Below are 15,817 nucleotides of genomic sequence, written 5' to 3'. Positions count from 1 at the left end.
CCCGTGAGTTCCGGAGCAGGTGCCGAGTTGATTTATATCGTCGCCGCCATCATCGGCATCGGCGTCGTGTCACAGGTGTTGGCAGACCGGTTTCAAGTGCCGAGTGTTTTGTTTTTGCTCTCGGCGGGAATCATCGTCGGCCCTGTTGGAATCGGGCTGGTAAACCCCTCGGCATTCGGAACTGCGCTTTCGTCGATTGTCGGCCTGAGCGTCGCCATCATCGTTTTCGAGGGGGCATTCCATCTCAAACTGAACAAACTCCGAGAAGCACCGTCCGCCCAGATTCGCCTCGTGACGCTTGGTGCGCTCATTTCGCTCGTCGGTACCGCCGTAGTCGTCCACTTCGCGCTGGGTGCGAGTTGGGGACTTTCGTTCGTCATCGGGTCCCTTCTCGTTGCGACCGGCCCGACGGTCATCACGCCGATTTTATCCGTCGTCGCCGTCCGCGACCGCGTCGGCGCGGCGCTGGAAACGGAGGGTATCGTCAACGACGTAACCGCGGCGATTCTCGCGGTCGTCATATTCAACGTTGTCGTTCTCTCAGGGGGTGAACCGTTCGCCCCCGTCGAGTTCGTGAGTGAGTTCTTTAACAGACTCGGTACCGGACTCATCTTCGGGCTTGTCGTCTCGCTTATTATTTGGTACGTGCTTCGACACGTTGACCTCTCGCGGGAGAACGCACCGCAAAACGCCCGTCTCATCGTGTTGGCCGGAGCACTTGTTGCCTATGGCGCGGCGGATTTCTTCGCAAAAGAAGCGGGTGTCGCCGCAGTTGCGACGGCGGGTATCGTCCTCGGCAATGCAGATTTGCCCTACGAGGAACGAATCGAGGAGTTCAAAGGCGACATTACGCTCGTCGTCCTCTCGTTCGTGTTCATCACGCTCGCGGCACTGCTGAAACCCGCCGACCTTTTTTCGCTGGGGGTCGGCGGTGTAGTGGTCGCCCTCACCGTGATGCTCCTTCTTCGGCCGCTCCTCGTGTTCATCTCGACCGCCGGAACGCGGTTCACGCGCGGCGAAAAGCTGTTCGTCAGCTTCGTCGGGCCGCGTGGTATCATTCCGGCGTCCGTCGCAACTCTGTTCGCGCTCGAACTACAGCAGACACAACCGATTCCAAATTCGGATGCCGCGGCGACGACCCTCATCGGAACCGTCTTCCTCGTCATCGCCGTCACCGTCGTCTTCGAAGCCGGTTTCGCCCGACACATTGCAGAGAAACTGAACGTGATTCCAATGCGTGTACTCATCATCGGAGGCGGAAAGGTGGGCCGTGCGCTCGCCGAACGCCTCGAAGACCGTGGAGAGAACGTCGTGCTCATCGAGAACGACGAAACGATAATTCAGACCGCCCGCGACGAAGGGTTCACCGTCCATCGGGGCAACGGAACCGACACGGAAGTGCTTCAGGCGGCGGGTGCTGACAACGCGAAAATCGTCGTCGCCGCGACCGGCGACGACGACGCGAACTTGCTGATAGCACAACTCGCCGACTCGAAGTTCGACGTGGAGACCGTCATCGCACGGGCGAACAATCCGGACAACGTGGACGCCTTCGAAGACCTCGGCGTTCGCACCATCTCCTCGTCGCTCTCTACGGCGTGGGCAATCGACAACGTCATCGAACGTCCAGCGCTGTCGAACTGGATGACCGAACTCGGTCGAAGCGGCGACGTACAGGAAATAGAAGTCACTGCAAAAGACCTCGTGGGCAAGACGATTGCCGAACTGGACGACACCCTCCCGAACGGCGTTCTCATCGCGCTCGTCGGTCGGGATGGCGATACGCAGGTACCGGACGAGGGATTCACACTCCAGCGAGGTGACCACATCACGTTCCTCGGCCGAAAAGAGGCAGTTCGAGAGAGTATCGACCGCTGTCATCCACGACAGCGAGCATAAAACAGGGCTGCTACCGCACCCACTCTCCTCCCCTACTGTCGCCCGTTTTTATCCCTCCGAATCAGTTCGAGATTGACTGCCGAGAGCAACACGAACGACCCGAGAAGCAGTCCAGCGTACACGAGGACGGGAATTTCCGTGAACGGATACATTCCCAATATCCGGCAGAAAACGGCGAATCCGCCGACGAGTGCCAATCCGAGATAGTAGACGCTCCAGTTCGACGTTTCGGATGCCGGATAGAGATATTCGTCGAGTTCGTTCGCTCGCTCGTTGAGTCGCACGTTTCCGCGCTGTCTGTCGTAGTCGATGATTCCGGCATCCGCCATCTTCGGCAGATGCGTCTGATACAACGAGGTGTACACGGACTTTCGCTCTTTAGAAGAGACGAGTTCGACGGGGGTGTCGTTTTCCCACGCCGCAACCACTTCCGCGAGTTCGCCGATAGAAACCGCACCCGACTGTGACCGAAGGTACGAGAGGGTGTAGCGACGCCGGGCGTTCGTGAGGATTTCGAACGCCATGTCGCGTGACAGTATTTGTGCTCCGGACGATGGCTCGGTGGTCATAGTCGCGTGCTGTAGTCGGCCTACCGGGCGTTACACTGCTTCGACTTCGGGGTAGAACCGCAAAAAGATGTTCGTCGGTTTAGGGCGTCTCACGGCAGAAAAAAGCCATTTCGAAGGAAGTAATGTCGTGGAATCGTGAACTGTATTTTTATACGCTCTACCGTCCAACTGTTTCGTATGCTTCACACAGCGGGGCCACTGCTAACCGTCGATGTGGCCGAGAAGGAAACACACACCGAGAACATAGACGACGTGCTGTCGTCGTTCGTCGGCGGGCGAGGTGTGGCGACGAAACTCGCTCACGACCGGATTCCGTTCGATGCCGACCCGTTCGGCCCGGAAAACAGTCTGTTTTTCACGACCGGACCACTGCAAGTCTCGAACATGAGTTTCACGGGGCGAATGAACTGTACCGGCGTCTCGCCGCTCACGGATGGTTTGCTCTCCTCGAACGCCGGCGGCTTTCTCTCCCGTCATTTCGGCGCGACCGGATACGGCGCGGTGGAACTGACCGGCCGGAGCGACGACCTGCTGGCGATTCACGTCACGGACGACGGAATCGAGTTCGAGGAAGTTCCGGAACTCGCCGGAGCGACGACTTCCGAAGTCGGCGAATACATGGCGGAAAACCACGAACTCGGCGACGAACAACTCCTCGTTTCCGGCCCGGCGGGCGAAAATCGCGTTCGATTCGCGTCAATCATGACCACGGAACACCGGGCGTTCGGACGGGGCGGACTCGGCGCGGTGATGGGCGCGAAAAACGTCAAATGTGTCTCCTTCGCGGGTGATTCAGCGCCGGACATCGACATCGACCCGATTCAGATGGACGTGCATCGAGAGGCGGCGACGGCCGACGACCATCCGATGAAATCCGCCGGAACGACCAGCGTGACGGAGTACGCGAACCACGTCAGTGCTCTCCCCTCCTACTACTTCTCGGAACTGGAGTTCGAGGGCGCGAGCGACATCGGCGGCGATGCAGTCTCCGACAAAAAGTACAAGAAGGGAACCTGCTCGCAGTGTGCCTTCGCCTGCAAACTGCCGACGAAGGACGAAGAAACCGGAGTGGAAACCGAGGGCCCGGAGTACGAGACGGTGATGGCGTTCGGAAGCAACGCCGGAGTGGACGACGTGGTGTCCGTGATGAAATCGAACGACCTCTGTGACGAGTTGGGGATGGACACCATCTCCTGCGGCGACGTGGTTTCGGCCTACCTCGCCGCGAACGACGAGTTCGGCAACTCGGACCTCATCCACGACCTCGTGGAAAAAATCGCTCACCGCGAGGACGAGGGCGACCTACTTGCGGAGGGCGTCCACCGCGCCGCAGACGAACTCGGCGTCGAGGATTGGACGGTCAAAGGACTCGAATTTGCGGCCCACGACGGTCGAACCCTGAACGGGCAGGGACTCGCCTTCGCCACCTCCAACCGCGGTGCAGACCACATGTACGCCGAATTCTATTCGAAGGAGTACCCCCTCGTTAGCAAGGACGAGGCGGTTGACCCGACCGGTTTGGAGGGGAAACCGCCGCTCATCGTGGAAAAAGAGAATTACAACGCGATTCTCGACAGCGGCGTCGTCTGCAAGTTCTCACGGGATTTCATGACCGAGGAACGCCTCGAAACACTGCTCGATACCGACTACGACGAGTTGATGGAAATCGGTGCAAGAGTGGTCGCACTCGAACGCCACTTCAACAACGAACGCGGATTCGACCGCGAGGACGACACTCTGCCCTACGACCTGCCGGACTTTGAGCGCGCGTTGTCCGAGTATTACGAGATTCGAGGGTGGGACGACGACGGAACGGTTCCGGAGGATTCCGGCGTCGTGAGCGCGGACTGAATCGGACAGAGTATCTGCCGAATCGGATATTCTATTAAAAAGCAAAATTACGGTTTACCCATGCAAATCCGGGATGCGATGCCAGAAGAAAGCGACGCCGTGCGTCGCGTTCATGTCGAATCCATCATCGAACTCGGACGTGACGGCTATTCGCCGGAGCAAGTCGAGGCGTGGGCGCAGAGGTGTGAATCCGCCGATTACTCGGCGGCAATCGGTTCGGAGACGCAAGAGTTCGTCGTCGCCGAGGATGACCGGGGCGTGGTCGGGTTCGGTTCCCTGAAATACGAATCGCCCGAGGAGTACGAGGCGACGGTGGATGCCGAAATTACAGCGGTCTACGTCCATCCTGCGGTGGCCCGCGAAGGTGTTGGGTCGAAACTCTATTCAAAATTGGAATGCCGAGCACGGGAACAGGGTGTTCAAACTCTCGGGCTTTCGGCGTCGAAAAACGCGGTGCCGTTCTACGAAGCGCACGGCTGCGAGCGGGTACGGGAGTTCGTTCACGAGTTCTCCAGCGATGACGGGACGGGAGTCAAGGGGGCCGTCGTGGAGATGAAAAAGACGTTGTAAGTTATTTACCGCCGTTCGAACGTCATCGCTCCACCCTGTCCGAAGCCGACACAGAGCGTGGCGAGTCCCTTCGTCGCGTCGCGCTTTTGCATCTCGTGGACGAGCGTGACTGGAAGACGCGCGCCGGATGCACCGAGCGGGTGGCCGAGGGCGATTGCGCCGCCGTTGACGTTGAACTTCTCGTCATCGACGCCGAGTTCGCGCTGGCTGTAGAGTGTCTGGCTGGCGAACGCCTCGTTGAGTTCCACGAGGTCGAACTCCTCGATGCTCTCGCCCGTGCGTTCGAGCAGACCTTGGGTGGCCGGGACCGGGCCGATTCCCATCATCGTCGGGTCGACGCCCGCGACGTTGTTGTCGCCGACGTGGGCGAGGATGTCGAGGCCGTGGTCTTCCGCGAATGCTTCGCTGGTGACGAGCGTTGCGGCGGCACCGTCCGAAATCTGGGAGGCGTTGCCGGGCGTGACCGTGCCGTCTGCTTTGAACACGGTTGGGAGGCCTTGTAGTGCTTCGAGACTGGTGTCCGGACGGATGCCTTCGTCAACTTCGACGACTCCGTCCTCGGTTTCGATTGGAACGATTTCGTCGTCGAATCGGCCTTCCTCGGTCGCCGCCGCGGCGCGCTGGTGGCTTCGGAGGGCGTACTCGTCTTGGTCTTCGCGGGCGATGTCGAACTCTTCTGCGACCTTCTCGGCGGTCATCCCCATCTGGAGTTCGGGGAGGTTGTACTGCTCGGACATCTCCGGGTGGAAGTTGCGACCCTCGTATGCGCCGGACATCGGGACGCGAGACATGTTTTCGACGCCACCCGCGATGATTGCGTCTCGCTGACCTGCACGAATCGCGTCGCTCGCGCTGATGAGCGACTGCATGGAGGAAGCACACCATCGGTTGATGGTCGTCGCCGGAACGCTCTCGCCGAGGTTGGAGAGGAGCGCGATGATTCGCGCGACGTTGTTGTCCTGCTGACCGCGCTGTTGGGCGACGCCCCACATGAGGTCGTTGATGTGGTCGCCGGTCAGACCGGTTTCTGCGAGAATCGTATCGATGAGCGGAGTTGAGAGGTCTTCGCTTCGAACGTCTTCGTACACGCCGCCGTCCTTTCCTTGCGGGGTTCTTACTGCTTTGACGATGACTGGTGTGGTGTCTTTACTCATGGCAGACCGTTCTCGCTGGATGCCCTTAAGTGGCGGTAGAACTCCGAGTAAATGGGAAACAGTTTGTAAGTTTATTGACTTACGACGCGGGTTCAGAAACTATTTGTCCGAACCGAGTCCATATCGTCTGTAACTCCCGACGATGCAAGGTTCCGACACCGCCCAGACGAACGCTCGTTCCCGCACCCTCCCATCGAGCGAGGAGTCCGGCCTGTTGGCGCGCTTTGCCAACCCGGTTTCGCTCGTCATCCTCCTCACCGTTTTCGCGCTCGCGCTCCGGTTCGTTGACCTCGGCGCGCGCGTCGCTCATCAGGACGAGGCCCGCGTCGCCTACTGGATTGCTCGTTACGCCGAAACCGGGGTTTGGCACTACCGACCTATCGTTCACGGGCCGTTTCTCGTCCACGTGAACTCGATTCTGTTCTCCATCTTCGGAACCAACGACTTTTCGATGCGATTCATCGTCGCCCTGCTCGGCGGTTTGCTTCCGCTTTCCGCCCTGTTGTTCCGCGAGCGACTGCGACCGTCCGAGACGGTCGCACTCGCGGCCCTGTTCGCGCTGAATCCCATCCTGCTCTACTACTCGCGGTTCATGCGCAACGACGTTCCCTTGGCCGCAGTGATGGTGTTCGCCCTCGGCTTTTTGGTCCGATTTTCCGATACCAGAAAACTGCGCTATCTCTTCTTGGGTGTCGCCTCGTTCGCACTCGGCTTTACGATGAAGGAAAATGCCCTGCTCTACGTCGCCTGTTGGGTCGGCGCAGGGGTACTTCTGTACGACCACCGTCTCTTCCTGCGGCGCGTCGGCAACGAGGGAATCGCTGGCGCGATTCCCCCGCGTGCTCGCAACTGGATTCACACGAACGACAAGCAGTCGATTGCCCTGAAAGTCCTCCTCGGACTCGGTGTCGTAGTGCTCGCGGTTATCGAATTTTTCCTCATCATCATCTTCTTCTACGCGCCGCGGTCACAGAGCCAACCCGGCCCCGGCCTCTGGAAAGCGTTCTCCAACCCCAGCATGTTCCCGGACATCATCGGTACTGCAACCATCGGCACGTGGAACGAGTTCATGAGTTGGACGGGCCACACTGACCACCCGTATCTGCCGTTTTTCACCGACTTCCTTCGGACGCTAGAGGTCGGCGCGCTAGCGCTTTGTCTCCTTGCTGTCGTCGGGTTCGTCGTTGACCGTTACTCCGGCGACCGACCGAACGACATCGTCTCGTTCGGCTTCTACTGGGGCATCGCGAGCCTTCTCGGCTACCCCCTCGTGATGGACATCAAGGCCGCGTGGGCGCTGGTGCACGTCGTCGTTCCACTCGCGTTCCCCGCCGCAGTCGCGCTTGCACTGGTGTTCCGCTGGGGTCGAGACGGTTACGAACGTCGGGACGACGTGAGTGCCATCGCCGCCGTCGTCCTGTTACTGCTCGTTTCGGCACAGGTCGGGATGGCGGTCTACGACACGACCTACCAGAACGACCAGAACCCTGACAATCAACTCGTCCAGTTCGCTCAGTCGTCGTCCGGCGAGGCGAAGCCACTCCTCTTCGACCTGCAGCGAATCTCGCAGGAGAACGAGGGCACGGACGTACTGTTCTACGGAAGCGAACTGTACTCCGAAGACGAATCCGCGGACGACATCGCACCCGTTGGAAACGGCGGCGACGGCTGGTTCGCCCGCCTCCCCCTGGCGTGGTACTTCGAGGCCGTTGACGCAGAGGTGAACAGCACTACCGATGCCGACGACCTTCAGGGAGAGAAACCGCCAATCGTCATCACGATGAACAGCGTGACGACGTGTTCCGACCAGTCGGGTACCGCCGAGGACATCGACCAGCATATGGACGGCTACAGTCGGTACCAGTTCGACCGATACGGCTTCGACAGTGGCTGTACCGTCAGTAGCATGGCGATTTACGTCGAAGAAGAACGGATCGTTTCCGAATCCTGATTATTCGCCGAGTCGCCGCCGGAGCGCGGCGGCACCGCCGACACCGGCGACTGTCGCTAGCCAGCCGAATCCCGGTTGCCCGGTTTCGGCCGTCGTTTCGGAGGATTGGGATGTCGTCCCCTGCTGTCCAGCTTCCAACCCGTCGTCGGTCGTACCGGTTCCCGCGGAGCGCGTTCCGGTCGTCTGAGTGGTTTGCGTCGTCCCGTTTCCGGTGAGGTCGAAGGACGAAAGCGCATCTCGGAGCGTAACGATGTCTATCCCTCGTTCTTTCGCCATTCGAATCGCGGTTTTGATACGGCTCGGCGGAAGGCGTTCGTGCCAACTGTGCCCGCCGAGGATTCCGAGCGCGTTGTTGCCTGCCACCCCGTCGAGATACTCCCCGAGTTCGGTTTCGGTCATCTTCCCTTTGCGGAACATCGCCCGCGACAAGTGCGGGAGTGTGATGTCCTCGGCCCGGTGTAGCTGGCCCCGGCCGCCGATAGCAAGCCCTCCGTTTGCGACAGCAGTGTAGTATTCACCTGCGAGTTCACGTGTTCGAGGGCCGTACGCGCCATACGGCATCACCATGTTCGTGACGGTGACTCCGTACTCCTCCAGTTGCGTCCTCGACTCCCGGAGAGAAGTTCGTATCACTTCGTCCACGTATCGTTCGGTGACGCCATCGTCGGCGGCGAACGACGTTCCGACTTCCGAATCGAGCGTCACAAACTCCCCTCGCTCGTCGGAGCCTCTTCCGCGAACCGTAACGGTGGCGGACTGTGAGCCGTCGTTGACGACGAGTCGGTCGCCTTCTATTTTTCCATGGAGGTTGGACTCGACGTAGAGTTTCCGGTCGTCCGGGACGACGTCCTCGGTTACCGCCATGGCACCGAGCGCGCGATGATAGACGGAGTGGGACATGATTTCCCATCCGTCGGCTTCGAGTTCGCGGAGCTGTGCCGCGCTGAGGCTTCCGTCAGTGCCAACGCCTGCCGACGGAACGGCCACGCATCCCGGGACGCGCTCCTCTCGGTGTGCTCGCTGATAGGCGTGCGTGTAATCCTCGATGGGGCCGTCATCGTAGGTGAACACCACTTTTCCGTTCGTGGACTGAGCGGCGGACGTGCCGACGACCAGTGTTGCACCGGCGGCAGCCATCCCGGTTCGCTTGAGAACATCACGGCGCGTCGAAACGCGTTTTCTTGCCATCGTTGGTCACTCCCCTGTCATCCGCATGGCAACCGACCGAATCGCACGTGCGATGCTCGTCCCTCTGGTGACGCGTCCACCTTTCTGTTGAGCGGTGTGTACATTCTTTACCGCGATTTTTCCGGCTTCGGCGGCGATGTCCCATCCGGTTCGCTCGACGGTTTGATACCGCGTCGTTGCCCACCGGCTTGGATGAGCCAGTAAGTACAGCGTCGGACACGTGCCGGATTCGATGGCGTTGACTACGTCGGCGGTTGACCGCACACCGCCAAAGTCGGGAGCGTGCGCGCTCCAATCCCGACCGGTATCCGAGAGGTACAGCAAATCGCTCGACCCGTCAGAATCGAACTCCAGTCCGCTGTATGCTTCGCCGACAAGTTCGTACTCTGCGGGAGTTCTCGCATCCTCCCACATCTCCGTGTTCAGGTGCGGCGAAAGCGGACTTCCATGCGCACAGGCAGTTCGTACATCAACGTGTTCGCGGAAGGATTCGAGGTTGGTTGCGAACCGTTCATGTGCGGCTTCGACGTTACCGCGTACCTTCGCAAGGTCTTCGTAGTGGTAGCCTACTTCGTGACCCTGTGCCTCCATCTCTTGGGCGGTATCCGGGTCGAATGTGCTCGTTCTGAAGTAGTACGTCGCACTGATGCCCCGCTCGGCTTCCGCAGCGGCCAGCGAAACGGCGTTGTCGGCCCATCGGTCGACGTCGTGTCGAAGGACGATGTACGGTTCGTCCACCGCGTCCGCTTCGATGTAGTCGGCGACGGTGTAAAACCGGTATCCGCCATCCTGTGCTGCGTCCAAAATTTGTTCGTAGTCCGTTAAATTGAATCCAGATAGCTTCATGGGTTCGAAACCGACTTCGATATACCATTACTTTGTTACGAGTAATCTAACCAAAATATAGAGGTAGAAGGATATGTCTGAACGAACGATGATGGTTCGTAAACATCTACTGTGGTAGATTGAACTGATAACGACACTGATTCAAAGGCTGCGATGACGAATCCGTCTCGCTGGGGCTTCGACGCGCTTAAGATTCTCCCGCGATAATCCACGGAAGAATGAACAGCGGGGCGCTGGACGTAATCGAGTTCTTGCTCACTGCGCGTATCTACAGCGAAAACCAAGACCTCGATGAAAACGACTTACCACCGGCCATCCGGCAGGTGTTTTGGCACGACGGGACGATAGAGCGACCGCTCCAGACGACCGTCGAAACGACGCGCGAAGCGACCGAACTCGACCAGCCGTGGGGTGCCGTTTCCGATCTGATGTTTACCGAGCGGGACACGTTCTCGGGGAGCATCGAGTTGACCCAACGTGACATGGCCGAGGAATGGTTCGTAGAGCGCGATGAAGAACGAATCGCGCGGAACCCGACGCTGGCGTACGCACTTTCCGACCGCGACGGCGTCGATGTAGACTACGAGGCCGTGCGCGAGGCGAACCGCCCGGTGCAAGCCGACCGGGCGTGGATAGACAGTCTGCTCGAACAGCATTTCGACACTGACGAGGAAGACGAGGATGGCGAAAACATGCTCGACCTCGTAGATATTCACGCACCCGAGGAGGTCGAACTGACGCTGGACGACCTCGTCCTCACGGAAGACCAAGAGGCCGAGATTCACAAAATCGTGAAGGCCATCGAACACCGCGAATATCTCGCGGAAATCGGTCTGCGCGAAATCGGGAAAATCCTGTTCGTCGGGCCGCCGGGAACCGGAAAAACCTCGACTGCGAGGGCGCTGGGCTACGACTTAGACCTCCCATTTGTGGAAGTCAAATTGTCGATGATTACCAGTCAGTATCTCGGCGAGACGGCGAAAAACGTCGAAAAGGTGTTCGAGGTGGCGAAACGACTCTCGCCCTGTATCCTCTTCATGGACGAGTTCGACTTCGTCGCCAAAACCCGACGGAGCGACGAACACGCGGCCATCAAACGCGCCGTCAACACCTTGCTCAAATCCATCGACAACATTTCGCTGATTCAGGACGACGTGCTCCTCATCGGCGCGACGAACCACCCCGACCAACTCGACGCGGCGGCGTGGCGGCGCTTCGACGAAATCCTGAACTTCCCGAAACCGGACGTGCAGATGCGCTCTGATATCCTCCGCGTCATCACGCGTCGGATGCAAATCAACGACTTCGACCCCGACGAATTGGCGTCGAAGACGCAGGGACTCACCGGGAGCGACCTCCGACTCGTCCTCCGCGAAGCCGTGCTGGAAGCCCTCACCGAAAACCGAACGGAACTCACGCAGGACGACCTGCTCAACGCCATTCAGGGCTTCGAGGAGCGCGACAACTTGAAAGACATGGACATGATCGACGGCGACCACGACGCGCTGGTCGCTGGCGGGGATATAAGTGGTCACTCACACGACCACTGAGCGATGGAAATCACCCTCCTCGGTACTGGCGACACGACGGGGACACCGACGCCCGGTTGCGATTGCGACACTTGTTCTCTGGCCCGTGAGCGCGACATAGAGCGCTCTCGATTTTCTGTTCACGTCCGCAACGAGGAGACGGGAGAAAGTCTGCTCGTGGACGCCAGTCCCGACTTCCGACACCAGTTTCTCACCCACGACGTTCCGCTTCCCGACGAACTCATCGTCACGCACGTCCACTTCGACCATCTCGACGGGTTGGGGAACGCCTACCGACTATTCGACTCCCTGCCGGTTCACGCCGCGAACGAAATCGACCCCGAAAAGGACGAGAGCGTCGCCGACACGATTCGGGACAAGTTCGACTATCTTGACCGGATTTCGGTTCACGACCACGAACCGCTCACCTCGTTTTCGGCCTGCGGGTTCGACGTGACGCTCGTACCGGTGGAACACCCGCCCCTGCTCTGTTACGGCGTCGTCATCGCCGGAAACGGGTCGAAACTCGTTCTCTCGGGGGACACGAGTTACGGGATTCCCGACGCCTCGCGCGAGCAGATGATGAATCCCGACCTCTTTCTCGCGGACGCTATCGTTCCGGCATCGCTCTGTGAACACCATCCCGCGGGCGGCAGACATCACACCGAGGATGGCGTTCCGCGCACTTTTGGCTACAAGCACATGACACGCGAAGGGGCGCTGTCGCTGGCGGACGAACTCGGTGCGGAAGAAACTCGACTCGTCCACGTCTCGCATTTCTATCCCGCAGAAGAAGCGTTCCGCGAACCGTTGGCGATTGACGGCGAACAGTACCGAATCTGAGCCAGTATTATTTCTGTATCGTCCTACCGTCGCCAGACGAAGAGGGCGACTGCGAGTAGGAGTGCGACTGCACCGACGACGAAGTCGAATCCGGGGAGCGAGGCCGGGCCGGAGGGTTCGTCCGCGGTCTGAGTGGTGTTCGAACCGACGAGGGTGCCGTTGTTTCGTTCGTCATCGTCCTGCACGCCGGGGGTGTCCGAACCGGTGTTCGGCCCGGGTTCCTGCCCGTCCGCCCAGCCGTCGATGGATTGGAGATAGGAGTGACACTCCTTCATCGTCTCGGCGTTGTACTTCGCCGTATCGCCCGAAATTTCGTAGCTTCCGGTCACGTTCTGGTCGGCCATTGTCGGGCTTTCGGCGCGTTCGTCAGGGAGGCGTGCAACGTCGTACACCAACCACGGCGCGTAGAACTCCCAGACGACTTCACCGGTCGGCGTCACTTCGATGACGCGCTGGTGTTTCGAGTCGCCGATGAGGGTGTTACCGTTTTCGAGGCGGTCTGCGTCACGGGGCCATCTGAGGTCGTCGCCCTGTCCGAGTTCCCACGTCAGATTCCAGCCGTCGTCCTGTTTTTCGTACTCGACGATTCGCTCGTTTTCGGAGTCAGCGACGAGGAACGTTGGGTCGCCGTCCTCGCTTTCCAGATAGTCCGGGTTGTGCTGTTCGTAGAGGATATCGTGCTCGCCGTCCTCCCCGAGTTGCAGGTCGATTTCCTTCGTAGTTTTGTTGATGAGGATGGCTTGGTCGAAGTTCCGCGGGGAAGCGAGGTACTGGTAGTCACCGACCTTGTCTACGTCGTTGACGTGCGTCCAGTCGTTCGAGTAGTTTTTCGCGGTGTCTTTCGGGTAGTGGTTGCGGAAGTACCAGCGCCAGACGATTTCGTCTTTCTCTAAATCGTAGACGAAGATGCTGTCGTCGTTCCGCTCGGCTTCCTCGTTGTAGGCGCGCATGTTGGCGACGAGGAGTTGCGTGCCGTTGTTGATGAGGTCGATGTCGTGCGTGTCGTGGATTGGGAGCGACTCTTCCCAGACGTGTTCTTGCGTTCGCGGGTTGAACTCGTAGGCGACGGTTTCGCCGTTCGCCGTCCCGGTGACGAAGAGGTTGCCGTTCTCCATCGGGTCGACGTCGTAGCCCCACACCATGCCGTGTTCGGCGGTGTGGTGTACCCACTTCACCTCACCGTTCGGCCCGACGCCGACCAGTTTCGCGGGTTCTTTCCCGCCGTTTTCCAACCACGAGTAGCCTTGTACGGCGACAACGGTCGTTCCATTTGCCGGACTCACGAGCGTTCCGGCACAGGGGTTCTGCGCTGTTTCCTGTCCGCCCGACTGGGCGGTGAGTGGCGAAGCCACCATCGGAAGACAGCACAGGAGTATCACACCGACGGCGAGGAACTGCCGTCGAGAGGGCGTCTGCATATCGGTCACTATTACCGCCCTGCATCTTGTATGTTTACACATCCTTTCGCGGACTCATCGCCTGCACGGTACCGTCAGAATCCGTACAAACGGACGTCACGAATCGTCACGAAAACCGTCCTCACTCCGCTCTCGAACCCAACCACGCGCCGAGCGTCACTCCGTAGATGAGATGACTCACGTGGAAGATGAACCGTTCATCCGACTGAGGGTTCATTCGAAGGACGCGCTTTAGCACGACGTGAATGCCGAACACGGAGAGCAGGAATCCGTACACTGCTCCCCACACCGTTCCGTGTTTTTCGTCCATGTGTCCGGATTCGACTACTCGACGCTCGAACAGGAGCGCGAAGATACCGCCGCCGACCATCCCGTACACGAGATGGAGAACGAGTCCGTGAATGGGATACTCACTCGCCTCCTTCTCGCCGACGAACTGCGCCCAAAACGCCGCGGTCGGCGGGAGCGAACGCGCAATCGGAATTCGGTAGGCGGTCATGACGAGGGTGGCAATCAATCCTCCGAGGAGTCCCCGTCCGAACGAGCGAGCGACGGTGACTGCATCGACTGATTCCCGCGACGAAACGGACTGTACGACAGACTTGCCTTTTTGGACTGATTCTCTGCGTTCCATAGTCTCCCCCGATTCAGTGATAGCTCTGTCAGTAGCGGCGTCAATAGACGTTTGGGCGGTGAGGGGGAGCGAATCCAGTCACTTCCCGATTCAGTTCTCCGTCCGAAAGGCGTCGAGTCCCGTCTGTCGGCGCTTTCGCCCGGCGGGGTCGGCGACCCACGGCGTCCGCGAATCGCGTTCGAAATCGAGGTCTACGTCCGGCGGGTCGGCAGGGTCGTAACCCGGACAATCGGTTCCGCAGTGAACCGGATTGACGACCCGCCCTTTCCAGTGACAGTACGGGAGTCCGCCGTCCCTCGATTCGATTTCGCCACACGCCGGGAAGTCGTAGGTTCGCCAGCCTTTGCCGTATGCTCGCTCTGCCATTCGCCTGCGTTGGCGGGCCTTCGCCGCCGCGCTGACGACGCGAACGTCCGCTTTCCCTGCATGCTGTTCTACGAGTTCGGTTCCCGCAGTATCGGTTTCGAGCGGCGTCGATTCGCGGACGACTTCTATTTCCCGCTCATCTTCATCTCCCGCAAACCGCCAGACGCCGACCTCCTCGGGAATCCGGTTCAGGTGCGCGCGAGTAACGTAACTCTCGGTTGCGAGAATCACCTCGTCCACGAGGCCGAGACTCACGTCCTTGCGGAGTTGCGTTTCGAGGTCGCCAGGGTCTGCGAGGTCTGGTTTGTTCTCGATGCCGACGAGTTTCCCGAACCAGTCGGGATAGCGTGCGACCTGCCGGACGTACTCCCTCCCGCGGTTTCGCTCCCGTTCGAAAAAGCCGATTTCGACCGCCCTGTCGACGACCTTTCGGGCGTACTCCGGCGACGTGTCGAAGGCGTTTCGCCAGTAGCGCGACTGTCCGACGCCGACCTCGCTCTCGATTGCAGCGTCGGGAATCCGCTCGTTCGTCAGTTCCGCGCGGGCGTCGAACCCGGTTCCGGGTTCGACGCACAACACGTCGATGATGCGGTTCGAAGGTGCGTGAACACCGCCGCCGATTTGTCTGGCGAGAATGTCTTCGGTCGTCGCTTCGAGATGGGCACACAGCGCCAGTTCGAACGGGAACTCTCGCACGATACGGGCTTGGTGCGCTGAAAACAAAAATGCCGCGTCAGTCGTCTCTCGTCCCCATTTTCATGGTCGGTTCCGGTTCGCGTCGTCCGTCCTCTCCGGGGGTGTCGAACAGGGACGCGAGACTGGATTTCGCTCGGATGAGTATACCCTCTTCTTTCACTCGCCTTCGCTTTTCGCTCGGGCTTTCGCGCTCGTCCCTCGACTCGCGCTCTTCGCGTGTCGGTTCTCGGTCTTCGATTGGATAATAGGCTTTCCGCGAGTGGCACATCTGTTCTCCCCCCGGGACAGAAATTGGCGAGCGAC

The 15,817-nt window shown here is 59.8% G+C and carries 14 protein-coding genes; 6 read left to right on the top strand and 8 right to left on the bottom strand.

Features of this window, described 5'->3' with window-relative positions; all coding sequences use genetic code 11:
• Positions 1-3 precede the first annotated feature (3 nt).
• Positions 4-1,899, top strand: coding sequence for a cation:proton antiporter domain-containing protein (locus BW974_RS11915; RefSeq protein ID WP_076430509.1), 1,896 nt, complete (start codon positions 4-6; stop codon positions 1,897-1,899).
• Between the two features lie 32 nt (positions 1,900-1,931).
• Here the strand turns inward: BW974_RS11915 and BW974_RS11910 are convergent, their stop codons facing one another.
• A complete protein-coding gene (locus tag BW974_RS11910; protein ID WP_076430508.1) occupies positions 1,932-2,468 on the bottom strand; it encodes a DUF7344 domain-containing protein in 537 nt (178 codons plus the stop codon).
• A gap of 177 nt (positions 2,469-2,645) precedes the next feature.
• On the opposite strand from BW974_RS11910, the gene BW974_RS11905 reads away from it, so the two are divergent.
• Both BW974_RS11905 and BW974_RS11900 read left to right on the top strand, forming a co-directional pair.
• Positions 2,646-4,319, top strand: coding sequence for an aldehyde ferredoxin oxidoreductase family protein (locus BW974_RS11905; protein ID WP_076430507.1), 1,674 nt, complete (start codon positions 2,646-2,648; stop codon positions 4,317-4,319).
• 60 nt (positions 4,320-4,379) lie between these two features.
• Positions 4,380-4,889 (top strand): GNAT family N-acetyltransferase, encoded by a 510-nt coding sequence (locus BW974_RS11900; protein WP_076430506.1) that lies wholly within the window; start codon positions 4,380-4,382, stop codon positions 4,887-4,889.
• 5 nt (positions 4,890-4,894) lie between these two features.
• Here the strand turns inward: BW974_RS11900 and BW974_RS11895 are convergent, their stop codons facing one another.
• Positions 4,895-6,043 (bottom strand): thiolase family protein, encoded by a 1,149-nt coding sequence (locus tag BW974_RS11895; RefSeq protein ID WP_076430505.1) that lies wholly within the window; start codon positions 6,041-6,043, stop codon positions 4,895-4,897.
• Positions 6,044-6,185: 142 nt separating this feature from the next.
• Between BW974_RS11895 and BW974_RS11890 the strand changes: the two genes are divergently transcribed.
• Entirely contained in the window at positions 6,186-7,994 is a 1,809-nt protein-coding gene (locus BW974_RS11890; protein WP_076430504.1) for a flippase activity-associated protein Agl23, read from the top strand.
• Here the strand turns inward: BW974_RS11890 and BW974_RS11885 are convergent, their stop codons facing one another.
• Both BW974_RS11885 and BW974_RS11880 read right to left on the bottom strand, forming a co-directional pair.
• Positions 7,995-9,182, bottom strand: coding sequence for a polysaccharide deacetylase family protein (locus BW974_RS11885; RefSeq protein WP_076430503.1), 1,188 nt, complete (start codon positions 9,180-9,182; stop codon positions 7,995-7,997).
• Positions 9,183-9,188: 6 nt separating this feature from the next.
• The gene (locus BW974_RS11880; RefSeq protein WP_217694325.1) at positions 9,189-9,986 is read right to left on the bottom strand and encodes a polysaccharide deacetylase family protein; all 798 of its coding nucleotides are present in this window, start codon (positions 9,984-9,986) and stop codon (positions 9,189-9,191) included.
• A gap of 260 nt (positions 9,987-10,246) precedes the next feature.
• Here BW974_RS11880 and BW974_RS11875 point away from each other — a divergent pair, with 260 nt between their 5' ends.
• Positions 10,247-11,578, top strand: coding sequence for an ATP-binding protein (locus BW974_RS11875; RefSeq protein WP_076430501.1), 1,332 nt, complete (start codon positions 10,247-10,249; stop codon positions 11,576-11,578).
• Between the two features lie 3 nt (positions 11,579-11,581).
• Positions 11,582-12,400: an MBL fold metallo-hydrolase gene (locus tag BW974_RS11870; RefSeq protein ID WP_076430500.1), complete on the top strand. Its 819-nt coding sequence runs from the start codon at positions 11,582-11,584 to the stop codon at positions 12,398-12,400.
• 23 nt (positions 12,401-12,423) lie between these two features.
• Here BW974_RS11870 and BW974_RS11865 read toward each other — a convergent pair whose 3' ends face one another.
• The 4 genes from BW974_RS11865 to BW974_RS11850 all read right to left on the bottom strand — a co-directional run bounded on the left by BW974_RS11865 (position 12,424) and on the right by BW974_RS11850 (position 15,782).
• Positions 12,424-13,818 carry an aryl-sulfate sulfotransferase gene (locus tag BW974_RS11865; RefSeq protein ID WP_076430499.1) on the bottom strand — a complete coding sequence of 465 codons (1,395 nt, stop codon included), beginning with the start codon at positions 13,816-13,818 and terminating at the stop codon, positions 12,424-12,426.
• A 121-nt stretch (positions 13,819-13,939) separates the two neighbouring features.
• Positions 13,940-14,452, bottom strand: coding sequence for a hypothetical protein (locus BW974_RS11860; RefSeq protein WP_217694324.1), 513 nt, complete (start codon positions 14,450-14,452; stop codon positions 13,940-13,942).
• Positions 14,453-14,542: 90 nt separating this feature from the next.
• Positions 14,543-15,514, bottom strand: a complete 972-nt coding sequence (locus BW974_RS11855; RefSeq protein ID WP_076430497.1) for a DUF5787 family protein — start codon at positions 15,512-15,514, stop codon at positions 14,543-14,545.
• 37 nt (positions 15,515-15,551) lie between these two features.
• The gene (locus BW974_RS11850) at positions 15,552-15,782 is read right to left on the bottom strand and encodes a hypothetical protein (protein WP_076430496.1); all 231 of its coding nucleotides are present in this window, start codon (positions 15,780-15,782) and stop codon (positions 15,552-15,554) included.
• Between the last annotated feature and the right edge of the window lie 35 nt (positions 15,783-15,817).

This window comes from Haladaptatus litoreus, from assembly GCF_900156425.1.
Taxonomy (GTDB): domain Archaea; phylum Halobacteriota; class Halobacteria; order Halobacteriales; family Haladaptataceae; genus Haladaptatus; species Haladaptatus litoreus.
This window is presented reverse-complemented; position numbering and strand designations above follow the sequence as displayed.